Origin of the sequence: Streptomyces sp. NPDC096193 (assembly GCF_040302905.1) — a bacterium.
GTDB lineage: Bacteria > Actinomycetota > Actinomycetes > Streptomycetales > Streptomycetaceae > Streptomyces.
The window spans coordinates 153,380-176,362 of sequence record NZ_JBEOSJ010000005.1 but is presented as its reverse complement, the minus strand read 5'-3'; the positions used below and the strand labels follow the sequence as shown (position 1 = coordinate 176,362).

Sequence of the window (22,983 nt, the reverse complement as noted above, 5' to 3'; positions counted from 1 at the left end):
CGGAGCTTTTCTCAGGCCTGGCGGCGGACCTCCACCACCCGGAAGCGGTTGGATACGAAGGCGCCGTCGCACAGGGCCGCGTTCGCCGCGGGGTTGCCGCCCGAGCCGTGGAAGTCCGAGAAGGCCGCCGTCTGGTTGACGTAGACCCCGCCCGTCAGGTTCAGCGAGAGCTGCGCCGACTCGTCCAGGCAGACGTCCTCGATCGCGCGCTCCGTCTCCGGTGAGGTGGTGTAGGCACCCACCGTCATCGCGCCCTGGTCGCGGACCGTGCGCCGCAGCAGCTCCAGCGAGTCCGCGGTCGAGTCCAGGGCGACCGCGAACGACACCGGGCCGAAGCACTCGGTCAGATAGACCGCCTCGGTGTCCGGCTTGGCACCGTCGAGCTTGACGATCACCGGCGTGCGCACGACGGCGTCCGGGAACTCCGGATTGGTGATCTTCCGCGAGGGAAGCGCCACTTCACCGAGACCCGCCGCGCCGTCCAGGCGGCCCTTCACATCGGGATTGACGAGCGCGCCCAGCAGGGCGTTCGCCCGGGCGTCGTCGCCGAGCAGTCCGCCCACCGAGGCCGCCAGGTCGCCGACCACCTCGTCGTACGACTTGTGGCCGGCGTCTGTCGCGATGCCGTCGCGCGGAATCAGGAAGTTCTGTGGGGTGGTGCACATCTGGCCGCTGTAGAGGGACAGCGAGAAGGCCAGGTTGGACAGCATCCCCTTGTAGTTGTCCGTCGAGTCGACGACGACGGTGTTGACGCCGGCCTTCTCGGTGTAGACCTGCGCCTGACGGGCGTTGGCCTCCAGCCAGTCACCGAACGCGGTCGAACCCGTGTAGTCGATGATCTTGATCTCGGGACGCACGGCCAGCGTCTTGGCGATGCCTTCCCCGGGACGCTCGACGGCCAGAGCCACCAGGTTCGGGTCGAAGCCCGCCTCGGCGAGCACCTCGCGCGCCACGCGCACGGTGAGCGCCAGCGGGAGGACGGCGCGGGGGTGCGGCTTGACCAGGACGGGGTTGCCGGTGGCGAGCGACGCGAAAAGGCCCGGATAGCCGTTCCACGTCGGGAAGGTGTTGCAGCCGATCAGCAGGGAGATGCCGCGGCCGGCCGTGGTGAAGGTCTTCCGCAGCTCCAGCGGGTCCCGCTTGCCCTGGGGCTTGGACCAGTCGGCGGCCGCGGGGGTGCGGATCTGCTCGGCGTAGGCGTACGCCACGGCTTCCATGCCGCGGTCCTGGGCGTGCGGGCCGCCCGCCTGGAACGCCATCATGAACGCCTGCCCGCTGGTGTGCATCACCGCGTGCGCGAACTCATGGGTGCGGGCGCTGATGCGCGAGAGGATCTCCAGGCAGACCAGGGCGCGCGTCTCCGGGCCGGCCTCACGCCAGCCTGCCATCCCCGCACGCATGGCGGGGAGCAGGACGTCCAGGTCGGGATGCGGGTACTCGATGCCCAACTCCGGGCCGTAAGGCGAGACCTCGCCACCCGTCCAGTCGTCGGTGCCCGGCTGGTCCAGGTCGAACCTGGTGCCGCGCAGGGCTTCGAAAGCCGCGAGTCCCTCGGCCGGCGCGCTCTCGCCGTACGCCTTCGGGTGCTCGGGGTGCGGGGACCAGTAGGCGCGGGTGCGGATCGCCTCGAGGGCCTGGTCGAGCGTCGGCCGGTGGGTCTCGGTCAGCTGCATGACGGACCAACTCCTCGTCGAGCTGGGCAGGGATGGAATGACAGAGTTAGAGTAACCGAACGATCGGTCGGTACAAGGGGGCCTGTCAAACCTGTGGACAACGCATCGGGGAGGATCCCTTCCATGACCGCCATCGATCAGAGCCGTACCGTCGCCGTGGTCGGCACCGGCACCATGGGGCAGGGCATCGCCCAGGTCGCCCTTGTGGCGGGCCATCCGGTGCTGCTGCACGACGCCGCGCCGGGGCGGGCGGACGAGGCCGCCGAGGCGATCGGTGCGCGTCTGGACCGGCTGGTCGAAAAAGGCCGGATGACAGCGGTCGAGCGGGACGCCGCACGGGCGCGTCTGCATCCGGTGGCGGACCTCGCCGAGTTTGCCGACGCGGCGCTCGTCGTCGAGGCGATCGTCGAGCTGCTGCCGGTGAAGCAGCAGCTGTTCGTCGCCCTGGAGAAGATCGTCGCGGACGACTGCCTCCTCGCGACGAACACCTCGTCCCTCTCCGTCACCGCGGTGGCGGGCGCCCTGAAGAACCCCGGCCGGTTCGTCGGTCTGCACTTCTTCAACCCCGCGCCCCTGCTCCCCCTCGTCGAGGTGGTCAGCGGCTTCGCCACGGAGAACGCGGCCGCCACGCGCGCGTACGCGACGGCGAAGGCCTGGGGGAAGACCCCCGTGCGCTGCGCCGACACCCCGGGCTTCATCGTCAACCGCATCGCCCGGCCCTTCTACGCCGAGGCCTTCGCGGTCTACGAGGAGCAGGCCGCCGACCCGGCCACGATCGACGCGGTGCTGCGCGAGTGCGGCGGTTTCAGAATGGGTCCTTTCGAGCTCACCGACCTGATCGGCCAGGACGTCAACGAGGCCGTGACCCGCTCCGTGTGGGACTCCTTCTTCCAGAGCCCCAAGTTCGTCCCGTCGCTCGCCCAGCGCCGGCTGGTCGAATCGGGGCGCCACGGCCGCAAGAGCGGACGCGGCTGGTACTCGTACGCGGACGGGGCGACCCGGCCCGAACCGCACACCGCTCCGGCCACCGAGCCGCCGTCGGAGATCACGGTCGAGGGCGACCTCGGTCCCGCACGGGAGCTGGTCGCCCTGCTGCGCGAGGCGGGCATCACCGTCCGTGAGACGGAGGAGGACCGCGGGACCCGGATTCTGCTGCCCAGCGGCGGCCAGCTGGTGCTGGCCGACGGCCAGACCTCGGCGGAGTTCCGCGACGTCGTCTACTTCGACCTGGCCCTCGACTACCGCGCCGCGACCCGGATGGCGCTGGCCGCGTCCGAGGTCACCGAGTGGGAGACGCTGCGGCAGTCCATCGGCCTGTTCCAGGCGCTCGGCAAGAGCGTCAGCGTCATCCGGGACGTTCCCGGGATGATCGTGGCCCGCACGGTCGCGATGCTCGTGGACCTCGCCGCCGATGCCGTGGCCAAGAAGGTCGCGACCGCCGAGGACATCGACACCGCGATGCGGCTGGGTGTCAACTACCCGCTGGGGCCCGTCGAGTGGGGCCGCCGCCTCGGCCGGTCCTGGGCGCACGAGCTGCTGGACGAGCTCCACGCGCGCGTGCCCACCGGGCGCTACGGGCCCTCCCTGGGGCTCTACCGGCAGTCGTACATCCGCACCGAGAAGGACGAGGCAGGCGCATGACGACGGCCAGGCGGGACACGTACACGCCCGAGACGCTGCTGACGGTTGCCGTGCGGATCTTCAACGAGCGCGGCTACGACGGCACCTCGATGGAGCACCTCTCCCAGGCCGCCGGTATCTCCAAATCCTCGATCTACCACCACGTCGCCGGCAAGGAGGAGCTGCTGCGCCGGGCCGTGAGCCGGGCGATCGACGCGCTCTTCGCGATCCTGGACGAGCCGGGAGGCCTGCGCGGGCGCGCCATCGAGCGGGTGGAGTACGTCACCCGGCGCACGGTGGAGGTGTTGGTGGCAGAGCTGCCCTATGTGACGCTGCTGCTGCGCGTCCGGGGCAACACCAAGACCGAGCGGTGGGCGATGGAACGCCGCCGCGAGTTCGACCAGCGGGTCGCCGATCTGCTGAAGGCGGCGGCGGCCGACGGGGATCTGCGCGCCGACGTGGACATACGACTCGCCACGAGGCTGCTGTTCGGCATGGTGAACTCGCTGGTGGAGTGGTACCGGCCGCACGCGAGCGGGGGCTACGACGGGGACCAGGTCGCCGAGACTGTCGTGCGGCTCGCCTTCGACGGCCTGCGGACGGACTCCGCCGAGGGCTGACCGGAGCCCCCTCCACACCTGCGTACGCGCCCGGGCTCCCGGGATGCCGAACCCCGTTCACTCGGCCCGTCCGTCGCGCCACCGCACCGCGCCGTCCGTCCGGGGCCGGACTCCACCGGCAGGTCCACTCGCACGGCCCAGGGCTCCGGCGTCCGCGCCGCAACCGCTCGTCCGATCACAGCGGTTCGATGTCGGGGGCCCCCGCAGGACCCGGCCCCGGGTCGAGGTCCGTTTCCTCGAAGACCAGCAGCGTGCGCGTGGAGAGCACCTCCGGGATGGCCTGGAGCCGCGTCAGGACCAACTCCCGCAAGGTGCGGTTGTCCGGGGTGTGCACCAGGAGCAGGACGTCGAAATCGCCGCTCACCAAAGCGATGTGCGCGGCGCCCGGCAGCGCCTGGAGCTGCTCGCGCACGGTCCGCCAGGAGTTCTGCACGATCTTGAGGGTGATATAGGCGGAAGCGCCCTGACCTGCGCGTTCGTGGTTGACCCGGGCGCTGAATCCGCGGATGACGCCGTCGTCGATGAGCCGGTTGATCCGCGCGTATGCATTGGCGCGTGACACATGGACGCGCTCGGCCACGGAACGTATCGAGGCGCGGCCCTCCGTCTGGAGGATGCGCAGGATGTCGCGGTCGATGGCGTCGAGCGGGCGAGCCGGAGGGCCCGTGTCCGCACGGTCCCCGCCGTCGGCCATTTGTTCAGCTGCCATATCCCCCCGCCTCCCTGGCATGGACGACCTGTCTCCATCACAGGCTGTGGAGAACCGTTTGTCCACAGGCTGGAGGTGCCTGTAGCCAAAATGCGTCCACGACCGAACAATCGGTAGGTGAGGCGGGCCACACCCCGGCCGCTTCGTCGTCGCTCCCAGGAGGAGGTGCTCGCTGTGCGAAAGAGCAGCATGACGGTCCAGGAGCTGCCCGGCGCCGTCGCGTACCGGCCCACGCCGCCCCCGGCATGGAAGCCCCGTACGGACCCCGCGCCGCTGCTCCCGGACCCGGAGCCGTACCGCGTGCTCGGTACGGACGCCGCGGCCGGCACCGACCCCGAGCTGCTGCTGAAGCTGTACGCCCAGCTGGTGCGCGGCCGCAGGTACAACGTGCAGGCGACCGCCCTCACCAAGCAGGGCAGGCTCGCCGTCTACCCCTCCAGCACCGGGCAGGAGGCGAGCGAGGTGGCGGCCGCGCTGGCCCTGGAGGAGCGCGACTGGCTCTTCCCCAGCTACCGCGACACGCTCGCCGCCGTGGCGCGCGGCCTGGACCCCGTGCAGGCGCTGACCCTGCTGCGTGGCGACTGGCACACCGGATACGACCCGCACGAGCACCGCATAGCGCCCCTGAGCACCCCCCTCGCCACCCAGCTGCCCCACGCCGTCGGACTGGCGCATGCCGCCCGGCTCAAGGGGGACGACGTCGTCGCGCTCGCCATGGTCGGCGACGGCGGCACCAGCGAGGGCGACTTCCACGAGGCGCTGAACTTCGCCGCCGTCTGGCAGGCCCCTGTCGTCTTCCTCGTGCAGAACAACGGATTCGCGATCTCCGTGCCGCTGGCCAAGCAGACCGCCGCCCCCTCGCTCGCCCACAAGGCCGTGGGGTACGGCATGCCGGGCCGGCTGGTCGACGGGAACGACGCCGCCGCGATGCACGAGGTCGTCGGTGACGCGGTCGACCGGGCCCGCCGCGGGGGTGGGCCCACGCTCATCGAGGCCGTCACCTATCGCATAGACGCCCACACCAACGCCGACGACGCGACGCGCTACCGCGGCGACGCCGAGGTCGAGGCCTGGCGGGCGCACGACCCGATCCGGTTGCTGGAGCGTGAGTTGACGGAGCGAGGGCTGCTGGACGACGAGGCCAGGGAGAGCGTCGCGGCCTCCGCCGAAACGATGGCGGCGGACCTGCGCGAGCGGATGAACGCCGACCCGGTGCTCCAGCCGATGGACCTCTTCGAGCATGTCTACGCCGAGCAGACCAGCCAGCTGCGTGAGCAGGCCGCGCAGCTGCGCGCCGAGCTCGACGCCGAGGGAGAAGCACGATGACCACGGCCGCGGTGAAGCCCGCCACCATGGCGCAGGCCCTGCAGCGCGCCATGCGCGACGCGATGGCGCAGGACCCGACCGTCCATGTGATGGGGGAGGACGTCGGCACGCTCGGCGGAGTCTTCCGGGTGACGGACGGACTCGCCAAGGAGTTCGGCGAGGACCGGTGCACCGACACACCGCTGGCAGAGGCGGGCATTCTCGGCGCCGCGGTCGGTATGGCGATGTACGGGCTGCGCCCCGTCGTGGAGATGCAGTTCGACGCCTTCGCGTATCCCGCGTTCGAGCAGCTGATCAGCCATGTCTCGCGGATGCGCAACCGCACCAAGGGCGCCATGCCGCTGCCCATCACCGTGCGCGTGCCGTACGGCGGCGGGATCGGCGGCGTCGAGCACCACAGTGACTCGTCCGAGGCGTACTACATGGCGACCCCCGGGCTCCATGTCGTCACGCCCGCGACGGTCGACGATGCGTACGGCCTGCTCAGGGCCGCGATCGCGTCGGACGACCCGGTGGTGTTCCTGGAGCCGAAGCGGCTGTACTGGTCGAAGTCGCAGTGGTCGCCGGAGGCGCCCACCACCGTCGAGCCGATAGGCCGCGCCGTGGTCAGGCGTCAGGGACGCAGCGCCACGCTCATCACCTACGGGCCCTCCCTGCCGGTCTGCATGGAGGCGGCGGAGGCCGCCGCGGCCGAGGGCTGGGACCTCGAGGTCGTCGATCTGCGGTCCCTCGTGCCCTTCGACGACGAGACCGTCTGTGCGTCCGTGCGGCGTACGGGACGGGCGGTCGTCGTCCACGAGTCCACAGGCTTCGGCGGTCCCGGAGGGGAGATCGCCGCGCGGGTGACGGAGCGCTGCTTCCACCATCTGGAGGCTCCGGTGCTCAGGGTGGCCGGGTTCGACATCCCCTATCCGCCTCCGATGCTGGAGCGGCACCATCTGCCGGGAGTGGACCGGGTGCTGGACGCGGTCGCGCGACTGCAGTGGGAGGCGGGGAGCTGATGGCACAGGTGCTGGAGTTCAAGCTGCCGGACCTCGGCGAGGGACTGACCGAGGCGGAGATCGTGCGCTGGCTGGTCGACGTGGGAGATGTCGTCGCGATCGACCAGCCCGTGGTCGAGGTCGAGACGGCGAAGGCCATGGTCGAGGTGCCGTGTCCGTACGGCGGTGTGGTCACCGCGCGGTACGGCGAGGAGGGCACCGAACTGCCGGTCGGCGCACCGCTGCTGACGGTGGCGGTCGGCGCCTCGTCGGCGGTGGACGGCACGGAAGCCGGCTCGGCGGCCGAGCCTGTGGCGGCGTCGTCGGCGGAGGCCTCGGGTGAGGCGTCCGGCAATGTGCTGGTGGGGTACGGGACGGGTGCGCCGGCGGCTCGCCGCCGCCGGATACGGCCTGCTGTCCCGGATGCCGCAGCCGCCGCAGCCGCCGCGCCCGCCGCGCCCGCCGCTCCTGCCGCGCCCGCCGCTCCTGCCGCGCCCGCCGCTCCTGCCGCGCCCGCCGCTCCTGCCGAGCGAGCTTCCGCACCGTCGGTCCCCGAGGCGTCCGCGTACGTCGGGCCCGCACCCGCCCCCGCCCTCGCTGCTCAGCCCGCCGTCGCGGGTCACGCGGGACTCAACGGCGGTGCGGCCGTCCGGGACGGCGCGAACGGGCCCGTGCCCGTCATCTCGCCGCTCGTGCGCCGGCTCGCCCGGGACAACGGCCTGGATCTGCGCCAGTTGACGGGCTCCGGTCCGGACGGCCTGATCCTGCGGTCGGACGTCGAGCGCGCCATGGCCGTGGCCGCGGCTTCGCCCGTGCCCGCCCCGGCCACCACCGCCCCCGTCGCCGCCATCCCTGCGGCTGTGGCACAGACCGGGACGCGCGGTGAACGGATACCGCTGCGTGGTGTTCGCGGCGCCGTGGCGGACAAGCTGTCCCGCAGCCGCCGCGAAATACCCGAGGCCACCTGCTGGGTGGATGCGGACGCGACCGAGCTGATGGCCGCCCGTGCCGCGATGAACGCCGCGGGCGGACCGAAGATCTCGCTCATCGCGCTGCTCGCCCGGATCTGCACGGCCGCGCTGGCCCGCCACCCGGAGCTCAACTCCACGGTGGACATGGAGGCCAGGGAGATCGTCCGGCTGCCCGAGGTCCACCTCGGGTTCGCGGCACAGACCGAGCGCGGTCTGGTCGTTCCCGTGGTGCGGGACGCCCAGAGCCGTTCGGCCGAGTCGCTGAGCGCGGAGTTCGCGCGGCTCACCGAGGTGGCGAGGCAGGGAGCGCTCACACCGGGGGACCTGACGGGCGGGACGTTCACGCTGAACAACTACGGGGTGTTCGGCGTCGACGGCTCCACGCCGATCATCAACCACCCGGAGGCGGCGATGCTCGGGGTCGGCCGGATCGTGCCCAAGCCGTGGGTGCACGAGGGGGAACTGGCCGTGCGCCAGGTCGTCCAGCTCTCGCTCACCTTCGACCACCGGGTGTGCGACGGCGGTACCGCCGGAGGCTTCCTGCGGTACGTGGCCGACTGCGTCGAGCATCCCTCGGTGCTGCTGCGCACTCTGTAGGCGCACAGCACGGCCGGGCCGGGAAACAGCTCAGCACCGCGCAAAGCGGCAGAAAGCAGAGCGCCGAGGAGCGGCAGCAGCCGAGCATCAGCCGACCAGCAGAGGAGCGGACGCAGAAAGCACGAGGGCGGGATCAAGAGAGATCCACTGAGGGGTCCCCGGCCGGGCCGTCGCGGACCATACTTCAGGCATGACCGCGTATGACGCCATCGTGCTGGCCGGGGGAGCCGCCAAGAGGCTGGGCGGAGCCGACAAGCCGGCGCTGAGTGTCGGCGGACGGCCGCTCCTCGACCGCGTGCTCACAGCCTGCCGCGACGCCGGGCGGACCGTGGTCGTCGGAGGCCGCAGGGCCACCGCCCGTCCTGTCGTCTGGGCACGGGAGGACCCCCCGGGCGGCGGACCGCTCGCCGCGCTCGACGCCGGAGTGCGGCAGACCGCCGCCGATGCGGTCCTCGTCCTCTCGGCCGATCTGCCGTTCCTGGGGGAGTCCACCGTGCGCCGGCTGATCGGCACCCTCGGCAGCAGCGGGCGGGAGGCGGCGCTGCTCACCGACCCCGACGGGCGTGACCAGCCGCTCGTCGCCGCCTACCGTACGGAGCCGCTGCGCCGCGAACTCGCGCTGCTCGCCACCGAATACGGGAGCCTGACCGGGCTGCCGTTGCGTCTGCTGACGCAGGAACTCGACCTCGCCCGGATCCACGCGGAGCCGTTCGCCTCCTTCGACTGCGACACCTGGGAGGACATCTCCGCGGCCAGGGCCCGCATCAGGGAGCATGGGAACGTGCTGGACGAATGGATCACCGCAGTCAAGGATGAACTGGGCATCGAGCTCGACGTCGACACCGGCGCCCTGCTCGACCTCGCCCGTGATGCCGCGCACGGCGTCGCCCGCCCCGCCGCTCCCCTCACCACGTTTCTGGTGGGGTATGCGGCGGCGAAAGCGGGTGACGGCGGGCCGGAAGCGGTCGCGGAGGCTTCCCGGAAGGCCGCCGCTCTCGCCAGACGCTGGGAGGCGGAGGCCCAGCAGTCGGTGCCCGAGTCCGCCGGGCCGGACCAGGCCGACGCCGGATGAACGGTCGCAAGGGCGAGGTCGGCGCCGAGCCCGAGTCCGACGGAGTCGAGGAGGCCCTGGCGCTGCTCAGCCCCCAGTCGCGCCAGGAACACACCCCCACCGGCAGCCGGCCCGCGGCGCCCGAAACCGGCGGGCACCGTGCGACGGCGTGGCCGGCGGCCCGGGCTCTCGCCGCGCGTATCGGGCGCAACGCACCCGCTCGCACCCGGAAGGTCCCGTTGGGACAGGCCGTCGGCCAGGTGCTGGCGGAGCCGCTGACCGCGTTGTGCGATCTGCCGTCCTTCGACACCTCGGCCATGGACGGCTGGGCGGTGGCGGGCCCCGGCCCCTGGCGGATCCACGACGACGGTTCGGTCCTCGCGGGCCGTGACGACGCTCCCGAGCTGGAGGACGGCTCGGCCGTACGGATCGCCACCGGCGCCCGTATCCCTGCCGACGCCACCGCGGTGATCCGCACCGAGCACGCCCGCACCGACGCGGACGGCCGACTGCTGCACGCCGAGCGGGCCGTGACGCAAGGTCAGGACATCCGTCCCCGCGGACAGGAGTGCCGATCCGGCGACCAGCTCCTGCCCACCGGCTCCCTGGTCTCCCCCGCCGTGCTGGGTCTCGCTGCCGCCGCGGGCTACGACGAGCTGCTCACCGTTCCCCGGCCGCGCGTCGAGGTCCTTGTCCTCGGTGACGAACTGCTCACCGAAGGACTCCCCCACGACGGCCTGATCCGTGACGCGCTCGGGCCGATGATCGGTCCCTGGCTGCGGGCCCTCGGGGTCGAGGTCGTCGCCACCCGCGCGCTCGGCGACGACGCCGACGCGCTCTACCGGGCCGTCACGACGTCGGACGCCGATCTCGTCATCACCACCGGCGGTACGGCCGCGGGGCCGGTCGACCATGTCCATCCCGTTCTGCGGAAGGTGGGCGCCGAGCTGCTGGTCGACGGCGTGGCCGTACGTCCGGGGCATCCGATGCTGCTGGCAGTCCTCCCTCCCGCCAAGAAGCTCCCCGTGCGGCATCTCGTGGGTCTGCCGGGCAATCCCCTGGCGGCGGTGTCCGGGCTCCTCACCCTTGCCGAACCTCTGCTGCGGGGGCTCGCGGGGACAGCGGCCACGGCGGGTTATCTCGCGCCCGTCCGTGATGAGGTCCATGGGCATCCGTACGACACACGGCTGGTGCCCTTCGTGCACCGGGGTGAGGAACTGGTGCCGCTGCACTACAACGGGCCGGCCATGCTGCGGGGCATCGCTGCGGCCGATGGGCTCGCCGTGGTGCCGCCCGGCGGCGCACGGCCGGGGGACGAGCTGGAGGTTCTCGACCTGCCGTGGACCCCGGGGACTCCCTCGACCGTCGACGGCGGGTGTTTCACGTGAAACTGCCCGGCCACGACGCCATGGCCCGGCGGGCGGAGGAGTTTCTCGTCACCAGCCGGGTGAAGCTCCCCCGCCAGGTCGTCGATCGCCCGCTGCGTCAGGTCGCCAAACGGCTGCTGATGGCTCTCGGGGTCCTCGCCATCACGGTGCTGCTGGTGTGGATGGATCGCGCCGGGTATCACGACAACTCGGACGACTCGGTCGACTTCCTCGACTCCGTCTACTACGCGACGGTCACGCTCTCCACCACGGGCTACGGCGACATCGTCCCGTACAGCACCGGCGCCCGGCTGACGAACGTACTGCTGATCACGCCGCTGCGCGTGCTCTTTCTGATCATCCTGGTCGGCACCACCCTTGAGGTCCTCACCGAACGGACCCGGGAGGAGTGGCGGCTGAACCGCTGGAGGCTTCGCTTGCGCGATCACACGGTCATCATCGGCTTCGGAACGAAGGGCCGTTCGGCGCTCCAGACGCTGACGGCGACCGGCGTGAAGCAGGAACAGATCGTCGTCGTCGACCCCAGCGAGAAGGTGATCGAGACGGCCAACGCCGAGGGCTACGTGGGAGTGATCGGCGACGCCACCCGCAGCGACGTGCTGCTGCGGGCCGAGGTGCAACGGGCTCACCAGATCGTCATCGCGACCCAGCGGGACGACACGGCGGTGCTGGTGGCGCTGACGGCACGACAGCTGAACCGGAAGGCGAAGATCGTCGCGGCGGTGCGCGAGGAGGAGAACGCGCCGCTGCTGCGGCAGTCCGGTGCCGACGCCGTCATCACCAGCGCCAGCGCGGCGGGACGCCTGCTGGGCCTTTCCGTGCTCAGTCCCAGTGCGGGCGCGGTGATGGAGGACCTCATCCAGCAGGGCTCCGGGCTCGATCTGATCGAACGGCCGGTGATAAAGGCCGAGGTCGGCCTCAACGTCCGTGAGACGAAAGACCTGGTGGTGAGCGTGCTGCGCGGACACCGGCTGTTGGGGTACGACGATCCTGCCGCCAGTCCGCTGCAGTTGACGGACCGGGTGATCACTATCGTGCGGGCCGACGAAGGCTCACCGCTCAACAGCGTTGAATAGGCCCGCACGGGGGTAGCCTCGCCGCCATGCATGCGATCACGATTCCCGAACCCGGCGGTCCCGAGGCGCTTGTGTGGGCCGAGGCGCCCGATCCCGTACCAGGCGAGGGCGAGGTCCTCGTCGAGGTCGCCGCGAGCGCCGTAAACCGCGCCGATCTTTTGCAGCGGCAGGGCTTCTACAACCCTCCGCCGGGCGCCTCCCCCTATCCCGGCCTGGAGTGCTCCGGCACCATCGCGGCGCTCGGACCCGGGGTTTCCGGCTGGTCCGTCGGCCAAGAGGTGTGTGCGCTGCTCGCGGGCGGCGGCTACGCCGAGAAGGTCGCCGTACCGGCAGGCCAGCTGCTGCCCGTCCCCCAGGGGGTGGACCTGGTGACGGCGGCGGCGCTGCCCGAGGTGACCGCGACGGTCTGGTCGAACGTCTTCATGATCGCGCACCTGCGTCCGGGCGAGACGCTGCTGATCCACGGAGGTGCGAGCGGCATCGGCACCATGGCGATCCAGCTCGCCAAGGCGGTCGGCGCGACGGTGGCGGTCACAGCCGGTGGGCCCGAGAAGCTGGCGCGCTGCGCCGAACTCGGCGCGGACATCCTGCTCGACTACCGGCAGCAGGACTTTGTGGAAGAGTTGCGGAAGGCGACGGACGGGGCGGGCGCGGACGTCATCCTCGACATCGTCGGCGCGAAGTATCTCGACCGGAACGTGCAGGCGCTCGCGGTCAACGGCCGGCTCGCGGTGATCGGGCTCCAGGGCGGCGTCAAGGGGGAGTTGAATCTGTCGACGCTCCTGGGCAAGCGCGCCGCGGTGACGGCGACCTCGCTGCGGGGCCGTCCGCTCGGCGAGAAGGCGGCGATCATCGCAGCCGTACGTGAGCACGTCTGGCCGTTGATCGAGAACGGGCGGATCCGTCCGGTGGTCGACCGGCAGATCCCGCTCGCCGATGCGGCGGAAGGGCACCGCGTGCTGGAGTCCGGCGGGAACGTCGGGAAGGTGCTGCTGGTCGCGCGCTGATCCCGCACCCGGCACTGCACCCCGCGCACCCCGCACCCGCGCCCTTCGCCGCGCCTCGCTGCGTCCCGTCGCGCCGCCGGTCACCGGTACACCACGCGGCGCCCTGGGCCCCCGGTCGCCCGACAAGGCACAGCGGGCCGGTCAAACGCTGTTCTCCAGCGTCTGACCGGCCCGCCGGCCGGAGTCCGTGTCAGAGGATCCACACCGGAGGTTCCTCACAGAACCTCCGTGTCGGTACGTCCGTGTCAGTACGCCCGTGTCAGTACGTCCGTCCGTGTCAGAGGTACGGGCCCGAGCGAAGCGCTCCGTGCGGCGGGTTTTCCTCGTCCTCGTGGGAGGCGCCCGGCGGAAGCGCACGGCGCATCTGTTCCAGCTGGGCGCGCGCCGCCATCTGCTGGGCGAACAGCGCCGTCTGGATACCGTGGAAAAGACCCTCGAGCCAGCCCACCAACTGAGCCTGCGCAATTCGCAGTTCGGCTTCGGAGGGGATCGCCTCGTCGGTGAACGGGAGCGAAAGGCGTTCCAGTTCCTCGACGAGTTCGGGCGCGAGCCCGTCCTCCAGCTCCTTGACCGAACCGGCGTGGATCTCCTTGAGCCGTACACGGCTCGCCTCGTCCAGAGGTGCCGCCCTTACCTCCTCCAGCAGCTGCTTGATCATGCTGCCGATACGCATGACCTTCGCCGGCTGTTCCACCATCTCGGTCAACGGGACCTCCCGTGACTCATCGTCTCCGCCACTGCCGCCGAGCGCCATTCCGTCCTGTCCCACGACAAGAACGTGGGGGCTCTCCTGCGACCGTTCATTCCTCGGCATCTCCATGCCGCCATTCTCTCGCACATGTGCGTCATCACACGGTGTGCCCCCGTACGAGAGTGATCCACCCTCGTACGGGGGCACAAAAGCGCAGGCAGTGCGATCAGGAGCCGCTCACGAGCCGATCAGGACGCGATCCGGGCCGATCAGGTCGCCTCGCGGCGTGACAGGGCGCCACGGGAGCGGGTCACCAGTGCCGCCAGCAGGGCCGCGCCCACGGGGACCGCGACCAGCAGCGCCGCCAGGGTCGCCCAGGGCACGAGGATCGGCACGTACGGAATCGAGTCACTGCCGGCGTAACCCTGGTCGAGGGCATCCTCGTACCACTTCACTTCCTGGCGCTTCTCGGTGAGCCGCAGCCCGATCGCCGGGAGCACTCCGGCCGCCGAACCGAGCACCACACCCATCGCGGCGACCACCCCGCACTGGAACCCGCTGAGCGTCCTGCGCACGCGGGGCGGGGCGCCGACAGCGGCCAGCGTCTTCAGGTCGGCCTCGGCGTCCGCCTGGGCGAGACCCGTGGCGATCCCGGCCGCGCCGATGGTGATCAGACCGGCGAAGACGGTCAGTGCCAGCAGGATGATGCTGCTCTCGCTGGTGTAGCCCTCCTCGACGTGCAGATTGACCTCGGAGCCGGTCTTGTCGAGCTCGGCGTCCAACTGCTGGCGCTGCTCACTGCTCGGCATCTTGTCGGTGGAGTAGTAGGCGCCGAACGGAACCGTCTGCACTCCCGCGGCCTTGGCGGCGGCGGGCGACATGATCATCGAGACCCCGTAGGACTTCTGCTCGGCGTCGGCCAGGTAGCCGACGAAGGTCTTGACCTCGCCGGGGGCCTCCTTGCCCTTCTCCTGGGCCTCGTCGGCCGCCTGGGTATCGGTGATCAGCCGGATGCCGATGCGGCCCTTGGTGTCCACATTGCGCTTGTCGAACGAGACGATCTGTCCCGCGGCCAGTGCCTTCTCGGCCCCGGGGTCCTCGATGCCGAGGACCTTCATCAGCTTGCCGTCGCCGACGAGCAGCCCGCCGTCGGTGTAACTGACGCCGTTGCCGTCCTGGCAGCGCCAGTCCTTGGCCAGCTTGCGCCGCTCGGCCTTGCTGAACTTGGCCGACGGGTCGTCGTTCGGATGGGCCGGATCCGTGCGCCACAGCGGGCACTGGTTGGCGAGAGGCACGATCACCTCGTACCGCCCGCAGCCCTCGCCGCCGTCGTACATCGAGCAGCCTGCCTTGCCGACCGAGACCCGGTCCACGTCCGCACGGACATCGACGGGGAGCATCTTCTGCACTGAGGCGCGTACGGAGGGCACGTCACGCCCGCCGTCCTCGTCGATCATCACGGAGACCGCGCCGTGCGGCAGCCGTGCCTCGTAGTCGGCCTTGCTCTGGGCGTCCGTGCTCGCGGCGTACGTCGCCACCGCGACCGTGCCGGCGACGGCGGCCAGCACCGCGGCGACCGCGGGAGCCGTACGGCCCCGGTTGCGCACCGCGTCACGCAGGGCCAGACGCGGGGACAGCGGCAGGATGCGTCCCGTCCGGCCGAACAGGCCGACCAGGGCGGGAGTCAGGGCGACGATGCCCAGTTCGGCGAGGGCGCTGCCGCCCGCCACGACGATGAACTGTTCGGTCATCGTGGATCCGTAGAGCGCGATGGCCGCGCCGAGAGTGACCGCCACGAGACCGATCACCGGCAGCACCCGGCTGCTCTTGCGGACACCGCGACGGCCGGTGAGCGATGCCAGCACCGACTGGCGGGAGGAGGTGATGGCCGGCACCAGTGCGGCCATCACACCGGTGAACACCGCGAGCAGTCCGATGCCGAGGAGTTCCAGCGGCCGGATGTCGAAGCTGCCGAAGCGTGCGCCCATGTAGTTCTCGAGAACTGGCCGCAGCGCGAAGGTGAGCAGCAGTCCGAGGATCGTGCCGACGACGGCCGCGGCGATGCCGATGACCAGCCCGCCGGAGAGGACGATGGCCCGGATATGGCGTCGGTCACCGCCGTTGGCTCCCACCAGACCGAGCTGTCGGCGCGAGCGCCGGGCGCCGACGGCGAAGGCCGGGCCGGCCAGCAGACAGATCTCCAGCATGGCCAGACCGACGACGGTTCCCGCCGCGGCGAGGGTGGCGGCCTTGGCGGCCGTGCTCTGCTCGAAGTTGCCCCAGCCGTCCTCCTGGAACAGCGGAACCTCGGAATCGGCCGGCGGTTCGAGGGCGACGGCACGGGACTCGACCTTCACGCCCTTGGCGTTGGCCGCCTTGACCATGTTCCACGTGAAACCACCAGAGACCTTCACCAGGTACGTGGTGGAAGCCGACGAGGTCGGCAGGCCCGCCCTCTCGAGTGCCTTGTCCAGGGGCGTGAGCAGCGCCCCGGGGAGCGCGTTGACCTGATCGGTGTCCAGCGCGTCCGGGAGTTCGTAGGCGCCCACGATCGTGTACTCGCGGTCGAGGCCGCGGGCGGTGACCTTGGAACCCACCTTCAGGTCGCTGTTCTCCAGGAAGTGCGTGGTCGCCGCGACCTCGTCGTCCTTCTTCGGGAACCGGCCGTCGGTGACGGTCAGCATCCCCGTGACCATGGAATCGGACGCCTTGATCTCGCGGACCTCGGTGTTCAGCAGACCGTGGGCCGTGCGCAGTTTGGCCCGGCCGATGGTGTCGGGCAGCGACGTCGAGCCCGCGGGCAGCGCCTTGCTGATATCGCCCTTCCCCTCCGGGTAGGGCCGGTTGTCGAAGTTGCCCACCGGCATGTAGTTGTCGCCGTCGGGGGACTGCATGAGGGGCGCCCCGCCCATACCGGGGTCGTCCAGCCGTGCGTCGGCGGTACCGAGCTTGCGCTCCATGGTCTGCGTGGTGGAGAGCTCCGCGCTGCGCAGAGTCAGGTCCGCGGCGCTCACACCGAGGATGGGCAGGGCGATCATCGCGAGGACGAGGAAGCTGCGTCCCTTGTAGCGCCAGGCGTCACGGCGGGCGATACGGACCGCGGCGCGCCAGGAGTGGTACGAGCTGTTCACAGTTCGGCCGCCTGGCCCGAGAGCAGCGAGTCGGCCTGGCTGCGGATGGTCTGGTCGACGACGGCGCCGTCACGCAGGAAGACCACACGGTCCGCCCAGGCGGCGAAGCGCGGCTCGTGCGTGACGAGGATGCCGGCCGCGCCGGCGTCGCAGCGCGCGCGCAGCAGCGCGAGCACGGACTCGCCGGTCTCGGAGTCCAGGGCGCCGGTCGGCTCGTCGGCGAGGACGAGCCGGCGCTCGCCGACCAGGGCGCGGGCGATGGCGACGCGCTGCTGCTGGCCGCCTGACATCTCGTCGGGGAAACGGTTGGCGAGATGTCCGAGGTCCATCTCCTCCAGTGCGGCGACGGCCTCGTTGCGGGCCTTGCGGGCGGACATGCCGTCCAGTTCGCGCGGCAGGGAGACGTTCTCGGCGGCGGTTAGCGCCGGGATCAGGTTGTAGTCCTGGAAGACGTATCCGATGCTGCGGCGGCGAAGCGCGGCGAGTGTCTTGCGGTTGGCGGTGGTGATGTCGGTGTTCTCGACGATCACCCGTCCCGAGGTGGGGGTGTCGAGCCCGCCCGCGATGGTCAGCAGCGTGGACTTGCCGGAGCCGGACGGGCCCATGACGGCGACGAGTTCGCCCGGGAAGACGTCGAGGTTGATGCCGCGCAGGGCATGGACCTCGGTGGCGCCGCTTCCGTGGACACGGGTCAGCTCCTGCAGCTGCAGGACAGGCTGCTGTGACTGCCGTGTCTGCTGTGGTTGCTGCGACGCGTGTGACTGCTGTGACATGCGATCGGACATGGGAGGATCCCCCTTGGACGGACGGGTGAGCGGAAGTCTGACGGGCGTGAGGCCCGGAGGGGCCCGAGCGCGGTGCTCGGACAGTGGGGTCCGGAGCGGTGCTCGGACTGTGGGTCCGGAGCGAGGTGCTCGGACGTGGGATCGGGGCCCGGGAACTGCCCGGCGGCCGGGCGGAGTCGGCCCCGGCCGGGGGGCCTGTCGCTAGGCCGTGGACTGCCCGGAGCGATCGGGCTGCGGGGACTGCGAGGCGTGTGCCGACTGCGTGGATTGCGCCTGCTGTCCGAGCAGCGAGCCAGCCGTCGGGCGTGAGGCTCCCCGCTCGGCCTGGGCGGAGAGCCTGATGAGCCGTACTTCGCAGTGGTCGAGCCAGCGCGCCTCGGCCTCGGTCTGGAAGATCAGCTGTTCCAGGACGAGCAACCAGGCCACGTCGTCGCGCTCCTGCGAGCCGCCGCTCTCGATGGCGGCCAGCGCCTGGGCCTTGAGCCGGGTGTAGTCCTGCATCGCCTTCACGGTGTGATGGCGTTGGGACTGGATGACGGCACGGATGTCGACGCCCGGAGCACCGATCGCCATGGCGAGCTTGATGGCGAGCTCGTCCCGCGGCGGGTTGCTCCGGTCCACCGGAGTCTCGAACCAGCTCGTGAGCTCGGTGTGCCCGGCCTCGGTGATGACGTACAGCGCGTGGCCGGCGTCATCCGCGCCGCTCTGGGCGACCATGCCGTCGCGTTCCAGGCGGTTGAGGGTCGTATAGACCTGACCCACGTTCAGCGGCCAGGTGGAACCGGTGCGGGACTCGAACTCCGTGCGGAGCTGTGAGCCGTACCGCGGACCGTGTTCCAGGAGGGCGAGGAGCCCGTGACGGATGGACATACTCGGTATGTATACCGGGTATGCCGGTGCGCGCCAACCATCGGGAGGCGGAGCCGTCGCCTCCGTCGTAAGGAGGACAGGTGCCTCAGCGACGCCTCATCCGTACGGCCAGGAAGCCGATTCCGAGGCCCATGAGAGCCATCCCGATGCCGAGCGACAGTGGCGAGATCTGACGGGCGACGGCCTCGGGGGCGGCCTGTTCCTGCTGTTGACGTGCGGCGGCGGGTGCGAACGGGGTCGAGGGAGGCACCGGCTGCTCGGCGTCCTCCTCGTGCTCCTCGTTCTCCTCGTGCTCCTCGTGCTCCTCGTGCTCCTCCTCCGTCCTGGGTTCCTCCTCCTCCGTGAGACGGGGGCGCGGCGGATGGTGATGCTTGCGGGAAGGGGGCGCCGGTGCGGACGGAGACGCCGAAACGGACGCGGAACGCGTGGCGGAGGCGGTGCCGGACGGGGTGTGCGAGGGCTTGGCGGAGCCGGAGGGCGTGCTCGGGCTCACGCTCACCGGGGGCAGCGGCCGCCCCGGCCGGGGCCGGCCCTCGCCGGCGGGCCTGCCCGCGAGGGAGGACGACGCCGTCGGTTTGCCGGAGGGGGCGGCTTCGGGGGTCTCGGACTCGTCCGCGTGCGCCGGATGGGCGACCAGCAGCAACGAGGCGACCGCGATGGCGCACCGCGTGCGGAGCCTTGGAGTCACCGGGTGACCCCCTCCCGTGCCGAACCGCTGTGTTGATGGACTCAGCGTCACATGACGTACCAAGGACGGCATCTCGGGCACCGGCCGTCCGGGTCATCGGCCCCGGCACCACGAACGGCCCGGCACGCGTGATGCGTACCGGGCCGTGCCGGAAGAGACATGTCACAGGAGACGTGTCGAAAGCAAGGAAGCGAAGGAGACGAAGGAACAGAAGGAACAGAGGAACGAAGGCGTCAGCCGGACTTGCCCGTGGAGATCGTCAGCTCGAACTCCTGGCTACCCGGCAGGATGGCAGCGCCCTGGCTCGGGTACTGCTCGACCACGGCGTCCTTGGGCCACTGGGGGTTGTCCTCGGTCTTGACGACCCACGTCCAGCCGGCGGCCCGCAGACAGTCCTTGACGGACAGTACGTCCTTCCAGCGCAGGTCCGGGGCCACGACCTTCTTGGGGTCCTGGCCGTCCTCCGTCGCCCCGGAGCACTTGGTGGCCTCGATGGTCCGCGTCCGGTCCGGGGCGAGCTCACCGCCCTGCTGCTGCGACGAGCTCGAACTCGGGTCCCCGCCCGCGTTGTCGTTCTTCCCGTCGTCCTTCATCGAGATGACCGCGATCAGACCGCCGATCGCGAGCAGTGCGACCGCGATCGCACCGATGATCACCGGCATGTTCCGCTTGCCGCCGCTGCCGCCGCCCGGGCCGGTCGTGGCCGTGTGCGGGGACATCGTGTACGGAGGCGGCGTCGAGGCCAGGGGTCCCGCCGTCTGGTACGCCGGAGCCGGAGTCTGCGGATAGCCGTAATGCGGAGCCGGGGTCGGGACGGGCGCCGGGGTCGGCGGGCCGTACGGGTTCGGCTGGTACGGCGTCTGCACGCTCTGCGGCGGCGGCGCCGACTGGTCCAGCGGCGGGAAGACGGCCGAGCCGACACCCGAGCCGCTCGCGGCCGGGGCGCCACCGACGATCACTGGGGCGCCCGTCTGCCCGGCACCCATCACCCGTGCGCACTCGTCGCGCATCGCGGCCGCGCTCGGGAACCGCTCGTTCGGGTTCTTCTTCAGCGCGCGGGCGACAACGGCGTCCATCGCGGGGGTGACGGAGCGGTTGATCGAGGACGGAGCGACCGGCTCCTCCTGGACATGCGCGTACGCGATCGCCAGCGGGGAGTCGGCGTCGAACGGGAGCCGTCCGGTGAGCAGCTGGAAGAGCATGATGCCGACGGAGTACAGATCGGAACGGGCATCCACGGCGCGTCCCAGCGCCTGCTCCGGCGACAGGTACTGCGGCGTGCCGACGACCATGCCCGTCTGCGTCATCGAGGTGACGCCCGACTGCATGGCGCGCGCGATGCCGAAGTCCATCACCTTGACGACGCCGCGCTTGGTCATCATCACGTTGCCGGGCTTGATGTCCCGGTGGACCAGGCCCATTTCGTGGCTGGTCTCCAGTGCGGCCAGCACATCGGCCGTCACCTTGAGCGCCTTCTCGGCCGGCATCGCTCCGTGCTGCTGGACGTCCGCCTGCAGCACGGATCCGAGGGGCCGGCCCTCGACGTACTCCATGACGATGTACGGCATCAGCGAGCCGTCGAGCTCGTCCTCGCCGGTGTCGAAGACGGAGACGATGTTGGGGTGCGACAGCTTGGCGACGGCCTGGGCCTCGCGGCGGAAGCGCTCACGGAAGGACTGCTCGCGTCCGAGTTCGGTGTGCAGCGTCTTGATGGCGACCTGGCGGTCCAGCGCCGAGTCGTACGCCAGATAGACGGAGGCCATACCGCCCTCGCCGAGCAGGTCGCGGAGCTGATACCGGCCACCCGCCACGGACCCACCCGCATAGCGGCCCTGCGCGCCGTCCTGGCTCATGACTGTGCTTCCCCCTCGGCGCGAACACCTGACGGCCCGCGATGGCCCGCGTCGCCGCGTGATCCGTGATGCATGACGTGATCCCTATTACGGGGCAAGTCTGCCCGAGGGGTCCGACACGTCAAGCCGGGTGCCCGTTCCGTGACCGTACGCACAAGAAGAGTCTCGGACTCGTTACAGGAAAAGCATGGAATTTGCGCCGCCGGACCGGCAGCGGGTTTGATGGCCGGTCCATCTCGAGCAGGCGCGTCTCGCAGAGGCTGTAGCGTGAGGCGGCACAAGCACCCTGAGGACGACAGCGATTCCCGCACGCACCCCCAAGCACGCGGACAGACACGACGGCGAGGAATGATGGCACCCGAACCCGAAGCAGGCGGCGGCGTGCCGGATGCGGCGGACTCCTGGGGCACCGGCGGACTGGTCGGTGACGGCCGGTACCGGCTGACGCACCGCCTCGGCCGCGGCGGCATGGCCGAAGTCTACGCGGCGGAGGACGTACGGCTCGGTCGGACCGTCGCGGTGAAACTGCTGCGCGCCGACCTTGCCGAGGACCCTGTCTCCAAGGCCCGCTTCACCCGCGAGGCACAGTCGGTCGCGGGCCTCAACCACCATGCGATCGTGGCGGTCTACGACTCCGGTGAGGACGTCGTGGGCGGCCAGTCCGTGCCGTACATCGTCATGGAGCTGGTCGAGGGCCGCACGATCCGCGATCTGCTGCTGAACGCCGAGGCCCCGCCGCCCGAGCAGGCCCTGATCATCGTCTCCGGCGTCCTCGAAGCACTCGCGTACTCCCACCAGCACGGCATCGTGCACCGCGACATCAAGCCCGCGAACGTCATCATCACCAACTCGGGTGCGGTGAAGGTGATGGACTTCGGCATCGCGCGCGCCCTGCACGGGGCGTCGACGACGATGACGCAGACCGGCATGGTGATGGGCACACCCCAGTACCTGTCCCCCGAGCAGGCGCTGGGCAAGGCCGTCGACCACCGGTCCGACCTCTACGCGACGGGCTGTCTGCTCTACGAACTCCTCGCGCTGCGGCCCCCCTTCACGGGTGAGACCCCGCTTTCGGTGGTCTACCAGCACGTCCAGGACATCCCGGCCCCGCCGTCCGAGGTCTCGGACGTGGTGCCGCCGGAGCTCGACGGCATGGTGATGCGCTCGCTCGCGAAGGACCCGGACGACCGGTTCCAGAGCGCGGAGGAAATGCGCGGCCTGGTGCAGTACTCGCTGCAGATGCTCCAGCAGCAGGGCAGCCACAACGGCAGCTGGAACACCGGGCCGGTCATGCTGAACGACGGCGGGCCGACGCCCGCCATGGGCACCACCGGGCCGACCGCCGTGCACCACCCCGTGCACGGCGACACCTCGCAGGGTCCGCTGCTGCCCCCGCCCAACCCGAACGACGGTGCGTACGACGGTCATCGGCCGGGCGGCCGCAAGGGCCGCAGCAAGGCATGGCTGCTGGCCGTGCTCGCCGTGGTCGCCGTCGCGGCCGGCATCGCCTTCGCCCTGAACAAGGCGGGCGACCCGGGCAGCACGCCCTCCGACAAGACGTCGGTCTCCGAGACACCCACGACGCCGGACGAGACGCCGACGCCGACCGAGGAGGAGACCCAGCCGACGGAGGAGCCGGACACCAGCACCGGCGGCAACCAGGAGCCTTCGAAGGAGCCGACCTACACCCGGCCGGTCACGCCGAGCGACCCGCAGACGACGGCGGGCCCCACCGACCAGCCCACGGATCAGCCGACCGAGCCGACGGACCAGCCCACGGATGAGCCGACCGAGCCGACGGACCAGCCCACGGATCCGCCGACGGGCGGCACCAGCGAGGGTGCCAACGGTGATCCGGGCGACCCGGGCGGCACCGAGGGCGACTGACGTCCGGCCGGGTGCTCCGGGGCACCCGGGCTCGGCGCGGAAACCGGGTGCAGGGCACCG

The 22,983-nt window shown here is 71.0% G+C and carries 18 protein-coding genes; 10 read left to right on the top strand and 8 right to left on the bottom strand.

What is annotated here, in order from left to right; genetic code table 11:
* Positions 1–11: 11 nt before the first annotated feature.
* Positions 12–1,673 (bottom strand): phenylacetic acid degradation protein PaaN, encoded by a 1,662-nt coding sequence (gene paaN / locus ABTX78_RS10765; protein ID WP_352206451.1) that lies wholly within the window; start codon positions 1,671–1,673, stop codon positions 12–14.
* Between the two features lie 123 nt (positions 1,674–1,796).
* On the opposite strand from paaN, the gene ABTX78_RS10760 reads away from it, so the two are divergent.
* On the top strand, positions 1,797–3,314 hold the full coding sequence (locus ABTX78_RS10760; RefSeq protein WP_352206450.1) for a 3-hydroxyacyl-CoA dehydrogenase: 1,518 nt from the start codon (positions 1,797–1,799) through the stop codon (positions 3,312–3,314).
* Entirely contained in the window at positions 3,311–3,913 is a 603-nt protein-coding gene (locus tag ABTX78_RS10755) for a TetR/AcrR family transcriptional regulator (RefSeq protein ID WP_352206449.1), read from the top strand. The genes ABTX78_RS10760 and ABTX78_RS10755 overlap by 4 nt, the downstream gene beginning before the upstream one ends.
* 175 nt (positions 3,914–4,088) lie before the next feature.
* Here ABTX78_RS10755 and ABTX78_RS10750 read toward each other — a convergent pair whose 3' ends face one another.
* Positions 4,089–4,607: an Lrp/AsnC family transcriptional regulator gene (locus ABTX78_RS10750; protein WP_502993848.1), complete on the bottom strand. Its 519-nt coding sequence runs from the start codon at positions 4,605–4,607 to the stop codon at positions 4,089–4,091.
* A gap of 204 nt (positions 4,608–4,811) precedes the next feature.
* Here ABTX78_RS10750 and pdhA point away from each other — a divergent pair, with 204 nt between their 5' ends.
* From pdhA to ABTX78_RS10715, 7 genes are all read left to right on the top strand, one after another.
* On the top strand, positions 4,812–5,948 hold the full coding sequence (pdhA, locus tag ABTX78_RS10745; RefSeq protein ID WP_352206609.1) for a pyruvate dehydrogenase (acetyl-transferring) E1 component subunit alpha: 1,137 nt from the start codon (positions 4,812–4,814) through the stop codon (positions 5,946–5,948).
* The gene (locus ABTX78_RS10740; RefSeq protein ID WP_352206447.1) at positions 5,945–6,949 is read left to right on the top strand and encodes an alpha-ketoacid dehydrogenase subunit beta; all 1,005 of its coding nucleotides are present in this window, start codon (positions 5,945–5,947) and stop codon (positions 6,947–6,949) included. The genes pdhA and ABTX78_RS10740 overlap by 4 nt, the downstream gene beginning before the upstream one ends.
* A complete protein-coding gene (locus ABTX78_RS10735; protein WP_352206446.1) occupies positions 6,949–8,496 on the top strand; it encodes a dihydrolipoamide acetyltransferase family protein in 1,548 nt (515 codons plus the stop codon). The genes ABTX78_RS10740 and ABTX78_RS10735 overlap by 1 nt, the downstream gene beginning before the upstream one ends.
* Before the next feature lie 190 nt (positions 8,497–8,686).
* Positions 8,687–9,568: an NTP transferase domain-containing protein gene (locus ABTX78_RS10730; protein WP_352206445.1), complete on the top strand. Its 882-nt coding sequence runs from the start codon at positions 8,687–8,689 to the stop codon at positions 9,566–9,568.
* A complete protein-coding gene (locus tag ABTX78_RS10725; protein WP_352206444.1) occupies positions 9,565–10,935 on the top strand; it encodes a molybdopterin molybdotransferase MoeA in 1,371 nt (456 codons plus the stop codon). The genes ABTX78_RS10730 and ABTX78_RS10725 overlap by 4 nt, the downstream gene beginning before the upstream one ends.
* Positions 10,887–12,011 (top strand): potassium channel family protein, encoded by a 1,125-nt coding sequence (locus ABTX78_RS10720; protein WP_352206443.1) that lies wholly within the window; start codon positions 10,887–10,889, stop codon positions 12,009–12,011. The genes ABTX78_RS10725 and ABTX78_RS10720 overlap by 49 nt, the downstream gene beginning before the upstream one ends.
* Before the next feature lie 26 nt (positions 12,012–12,037).
* Positions 12,038–13,018 carry an NAD(P)H-quinone oxidoreductase gene (locus ABTX78_RS10715; RefSeq protein ID WP_352206442.1) on the top strand — a complete coding sequence of 327 codons (981 nt, stop codon included), beginning with the start codon at positions 12,038–12,040 and terminating at the stop codon, positions 13,016–13,018.
* A gap of 277 nt (positions 13,019–13,295) precedes the next feature.
* Here ABTX78_RS10715 and ABTX78_RS10710 read toward each other — a convergent pair whose 3' ends face one another.
* The 6 genes from ABTX78_RS10710 to ABTX78_RS10685 all read right to left on the bottom strand — a co-directional run bounded on the left by ABTX78_RS10710 (position 13,296) and on the right by ABTX78_RS10685 (position 21,036).
* Positions 13,296–13,838 carry a bacterial proteasome activator family protein gene (locus ABTX78_RS10710; RefSeq protein ID WP_352206441.1) on the bottom strand — a complete coding sequence of 181 codons (543 nt, stop codon included), beginning with the start codon at positions 13,836–13,838 and terminating at the stop codon, positions 13,296–13,298.
* Positions 13,839–13,978: 140 nt separating this feature from the next.
* Positions 13,979–16,840: an ABC transporter permease gene (locus ABTX78_RS10705; RefSeq protein WP_352206440.1), complete on the bottom strand. Its 2,862-nt coding sequence runs from the start codon at positions 16,838–16,840 to the stop codon at positions 13,979–13,981.
* Entirely contained in the window at positions 16,837–17,613 is a 777-nt protein-coding gene (locus ABTX78_RS10700; protein ID WP_352206608.1) for an ABC transporter ATP-binding protein, read from the bottom strand. Before ABTX78_RS10700 ends, ABTX78_RS10705 begins: the two co-directional genes overlap by 4 nt.
* A gap of 213 nt (positions 17,614–17,826) precedes the next feature.
* Positions 17,827–18,495 (bottom strand): PadR family transcriptional regulator, encoded by a 669-nt coding sequence (locus ABTX78_RS10695; protein ID WP_352206439.1) that lies wholly within the window; start codon positions 18,493–18,495, stop codon positions 17,827–17,829.
* 85 nt (positions 18,496–18,580) lie between these two features.
* Positions 18,581–19,183 (bottom strand): hypothetical protein, encoded by a 603-nt coding sequence (locus ABTX78_RS10690; RefSeq protein WP_352206438.1) that lies wholly within the window; start codon positions 19,181–19,183, stop codon positions 18,581–18,583.
* A gap of 233 nt (positions 19,184–19,416) precedes the next feature.
* Positions 19,417–21,036, bottom strand: a complete 1,620-nt coding sequence (locus ABTX78_RS10685; protein ID WP_352206437.1) for a protein kinase domain-containing protein — start codon at positions 21,034–21,036, stop codon at positions 19,417–19,419.
* Between the two features lie 351 nt (positions 21,037–21,387).
* On the opposite strand from ABTX78_RS10685, the gene ABTX78_RS10680 reads away from it, so the two are divergent.
* Positions 21,388–22,923, top strand: a complete 1,536-nt coding sequence (locus tag ABTX78_RS10680) for a protein kinase domain-containing protein (protein ID WP_352206436.1) — start codon at positions 21,388–21,390, stop codon at positions 22,921–22,923.
* Positions 22,924–22,983: the final 60 nt, after the last annotated feature.

Coding starts and splice junctions, on each gene's coding strand:
- paaN (WP_352206451.1), bottom strand. CDS start 1,673: ATGCAGCTGACCGAGACCCACCGGCCGACGCTCGACCAGGCCCTCGAG.
- ABTX78_RS10760 (WP_352206450.1), top strand. CDS start 1,797: ATGACCGCCATCGATCAGAGCCGTACCGTCGCCGTGGTCGGCACCGGC.
- ABTX78_RS10755 (WP_352206449.1), top strand. CDS start 3,311: ATGACGACGGCCAGGCGGGACACGTACACGCCCGAGACGCTGCTGACG.
- ABTX78_RS10750 (WP_502993848.1), bottom strand. CDS start 4,607: ATGGCCGACGGCGGGGACCGTGCGGACACGGGCCCTCCGGCTCGCCCG.
- pdhA (WP_352206609.1), top strand. CDS start 4,812: ATGACGGTCCAGGAGCTGCCCGGCGCCGTCGCGTACCGGCCCACGCCG.
- ABTX78_RS10740 (WP_352206447.1), top strand. CDS start 5,945: ATGACCACGGCCGCGGTGAAGCCCGCCACCATGGCGCAGGCCCTGCAG.
- ABTX78_RS10735 (WP_352206446.1), top strand. CDS start 6,949: ATGGCACAGGTGCTGGAGTTCAAGCTGCCGGACCTCGGCGAGGGACTG.
- ABTX78_RS10730 (WP_352206445.1), top strand. CDS start 8,687: ATGACCGCGTATGACGCCATCGTGCTGGCCGGGGGAGCCGCCAAGAGG.
- ABTX78_RS10725 (WP_352206444.1), top strand. CDS start 9,565: ATGAACGGTCGCAAGGGCGAGGTCGGCGCCGAGCCCGAGTCCGACGGA.
- ABTX78_RS10715 (WP_352206442.1), top strand. CDS start 12,038: ATGCATGCGATCACGATTCCCGAACCCGGCGGTCCCGAGGCGCTTGTG.
- ABTX78_RS10710 (WP_352206441.1), bottom strand. CDS start 13,838: ATGGAGATGCCGAGGAATGAACGGTCGCAGGAGAGCCCCCACGTTCTT.
- ABTX78_RS10700 (WP_352206608.1), bottom strand. CDS start 17,613: ATGTCACAGCAGTCACACGCGTCGCAGCAACCACAGCAGACACGGCAG.
- ABTX78_RS10695 (WP_352206439.1), bottom strand. CDS start 18,495: ATGTCCATCCGTCACGGGCTCCTCGCCCTCCTGGAACACGGTCCGCGG.
- ABTX78_RS10685 (WP_352206437.1), bottom strand. CDS start 21,036: ATGAGCCAGGACGGCGCGCAGGGCCGCTATGCGGGTGGGTCCGTGGCG.
- ABTX78_RS10680 (WP_352206436.1), top strand. CDS start 21,388: ATGGCACCCGAACCCGAAGCAGGCGGCGGCGTGCCGGATGCGGCGGAC.